We start from the raw sequence: 2,979 nt of genomic DNA on the forward strand, positions 1-2,979 counted from the left end.
TAGCGATGGCGTTGGCAATATCGACAAAGAAGGCCGAGACCAAGGGCAGGATGACAAAGGCCATAGGGGATGGGCCATATCGTTTGGTCACGGCTGTCATGTTGGCGATGGCCGTCGGGGTGGCGCCAAGGGCGAAGCCGCCGAACCCGGCCCCCAGAACGGCAGCGCGGTAGCCCCCGCCCATCAGCGGGAACAGGATGAAGATCACGAAGGCCAGTGTCGCCAGCGTTTGCAGTGCGAGGATCAGGCCGATGGCTGCGCCCAGTTCAACCAGTGTCCAAAGCTGCAGGGACATGAGCGACATGGCGAGGAAGGCGCCAAGTGCGATTTCAGAGATCAGGGCGAGTGCGGGGGTGCGGGCCACGGGGATGGCATTCGGAAACAGGACCGCCCGGATGTTGGCGATCAGGATAGCCATGATCAGGCAAGGCACGAAGAGTGGGAGTTTGACGCCGGCTTCGATCAACCCAAGATGCGCCGAGAAGCCGCCGATGATGGCGAGGTTGAGATAAAGCAGCACGCGCGAGACCGTTACCGGGTCGATGGGTGTTTTAGGGCCATTGTCTGCGGGCAGACCAACGGTGAGCCCTTCGTCCGGGCGATCCGGGGTCAGGTCCTTGCCTTCGACGAGGTGGCGCGCGATGGGGCCGCCAATCAGTGCCGCCAGAACAAGGCCGAGCGTGGCCACAGCGATGCCAAGCTCTGGCGCATTTGTCAGCCCGCTGGCTTCGGCCACTTCGGGCGACCACGCAATGGCCGTGCCGTGCCCACCGATCAAGGCGGCAGAGCCGAACAGGACGCCCGTGGCGGCGGGATAGCCCAAGAGGATCGCTCCGACTGTACCGATCCCGTTTTGAACAAGGATCATCACCAGCGTCAGAAGCAGGAGCAAGGCCAGTGGTTTGCCGCCAGAAAGCAGATCCTCGAACCGTGCATTCAGGCCGATGCCGGCGAAGAAGAGGACGAGGAAGAAGTCCCGAGCGTCCATCTCGAACGCGAATTCAATGTCGAGGAACAGGTAAAGGAGCAGCCCGATCACCGCCGCAATCAGACCGCCTGATACCGGCTCCGGAATGTTGAACCGGCGCAGGACCTCGAACCGTCCGTTAAGGATGGTCCCGAACAGGAACACAGCAAGGCCCAGCGTGGCCGTGATAAAGGCTGGAACGGCCAGTGTCATTGGGTGATCTGGTCACGGTCCGGGCATTCTTCGCCCACGATGGTGCCGTCATAGGCCTTGTCGCCGCAATCGTTCAATTCGTGCCAGACATAGCCGCGCCCGTCTTCGGTGATGGCGACGATACGGTCGACGCCGAAATCGACGTTCTTCTGGCCGAGGAACGGAAGGGCGGTGCCTGCGTCAAGTTCTGCGGCGATGGCTTCGGCGTCGAAGCAGTCGAACCAGCCCGGCGCGTTCCGCGGGGTTGCTTGTTCCAGCCCCACATAGGTTTCGGTCAGCAGGGCCAGTGACATATCGGTCGTGAAGCAGGCCCGGTAGCGGATGGGGGAGCTGTCTGCATCGATGGCTTGGAAATCAGCGAAGGGGATTGGTTCGGGTTCATCCGAAACGACCGAAATAAGCTGCACCTCTGCCGTCTCAACCTCTTCGTAGAAGCCGTAGATTTGCAGGTAGTACAAGGCTGCGCCCGCGATGATGGAACTTAGCACGATGACAATCCCGATGATTTTGCCGCTCATCCCGCGTCCTCGCCCAGACAAAGGACGTTGCCGTCAGGGTCGGTCACTTCGACCTCGCGCATGCCGTATTCGGTGACGGTTGGCCCTTTGATCGCGGTGCCCGTGGCTTTGATCTTGTCGACCGTGGCGGCGAAGTTTTCGGGGTAGAGGTAGACGCGCCAGTTTTCGTAAGCCGCTTCGGGTCCGTTCCAAGCAATGAGGAAGAGTTGGGCCTGGCCTGCACGGTAGATGCCAAAGCCGGTGACCGGCTCGCCCGCCTCTTCCATCACCTCGAAACCGAGCACGTCCATGTAGAATGTCTTGGCCCGCTGGTAGTCAGAGACACGCAAAACCGGGGTGGCGTTGGTGTAACTCACGCCGCATCCTCCGGCCGCCAGCCTCCTGCTCTTGTTTGTACAAAGGCATCGGCGCATTGTTTGGCCAGCGCGCGGACGCGACCGATATAGGCCTGCCGTTCGGTGACCGAGATCACGCCGCGGGCATCGAGCAGGTTGAAGATGTGCGAGGCCTTGATGCACTGGTCATAGGCCGGGTGCGCCATGATGATGCGCTTGCCGGTCTTGGGGTCGTCGTGCGCCTGATCAAGGATGGCTTTGCATTCCGCCTCGGCTTCTTCGAAATGGCGCAGCAACACCTCGGTGTTGGCCACATCGAAGTTCCAGCGCGCGTATTCTTCTTCCGTCTGCTTGAATATGTCACCGTAGGACAGCGGGATGGGGGTTTGTGGATCGTTGAAGGGCATGTCCATCACGTGATCGACCCCAAGAATGTACATCGCGAGACGTTCAAGCCCATAGGTCAACTCGCCCGATACCGGGTGGCAGTCGTGCCCGCCAACCTGTTGGAAATAGGTGAATTGCGACACTTCCATACCGTCGCACCATACTTCCCATCCAAGGCCCCATGCACCAAGCGTCGGGCTTTCCCAGTCATCCTCGACAAAGCGGATGTCGTGCAGGTCCATGTCGATGCCGATGGCTTTCAGAGACCCAAGATAGAGGTCTTGCAAGTCGGGCGGCGATGGTTTGATCAGTACCTGGTATTGGTAATAGTGCTGCAACCGATTGGGGTTTTCGCCATAACGCCCATCGGTTGGACGACGCGAGGGCTGGACATAGGCCGCCGCCCAAGGCTGCGATCCGAGGCTGCGCAGGGTTGTGGCGGGGTGAAAGGTCCCGGCCCCCACCTCCATGTCGTAGGGTTGCAGAACCGCGCAGCCCTTGGACGCCCAGTAGGTCTGAAGACGCAGTATGATTTCCTGAAAGGAACGGGGCGGTGTAA

At 60.6% G+C, this 2,979-nt stretch carries 4 protein-coding genes; all 4 read right to left on the bottom strand.

What is annotated here, in order from left to right:
- The coding region (gene gltS / locus AC6RA8_RS16355; protein ID WP_500354000.1) for a sodium/glutamate symporter at window positions 1–1,180 on the bottom strand (1,180 nt) is incomplete at its 3' end.
- Window positions 1,177–1,698 carry a DUF6446 family protein gene (locus AC6RA8_RS16360; protein WP_500354001.1) on the bottom strand — a complete coding sequence of 174 codons (522 nt, stop codon included), beginning with the start codon at window positions 1,696–1,698 and terminating at the stop codon, window positions 1,177–1,179. The genes gltS and AC6RA8_RS16360, both read right to left, overlap by 4 nt.
- Window positions 1,695–2,054: a glyoxalase superfamily protein gene (locus tag AC6RA8_RS16365; protein ID WP_500354003.1), complete on the bottom strand. Its 360-nt coding sequence runs from the start codon at window positions 2,052–2,054 to the stop codon at window positions 1,695–1,697. Before AC6RA8_RS16365 ends, AC6RA8_RS16360 begins: the two co-directional genes overlap by 4 nt.
- Window positions 2,051–2,979, bottom strand: a 929-nt coding sequence (locus tag AC6RA8_RS16370) for a glycine--tRNA ligase subunit alpha (protein ID WP_500354005.1), incomplete at its 5' end; no start/stop codon positions are given. The genes AC6RA8_RS16370 and AC6RA8_RS16365, both read right to left, overlap by 4 nt.

It is taken from the genome of Tateyamaria sp. (genome assembly GCF_059783535.1).

What these genes read in the sequence shown, in the direction of transcription:
- AC6RA8_RS16360 (WP_500354001.1), bottom strand. Translation starts at nt 1,698, where the DNA reads ATGAGCGGCAAAATCATCGGGATTGTCATCGTGCTAAGTTCCATCATC.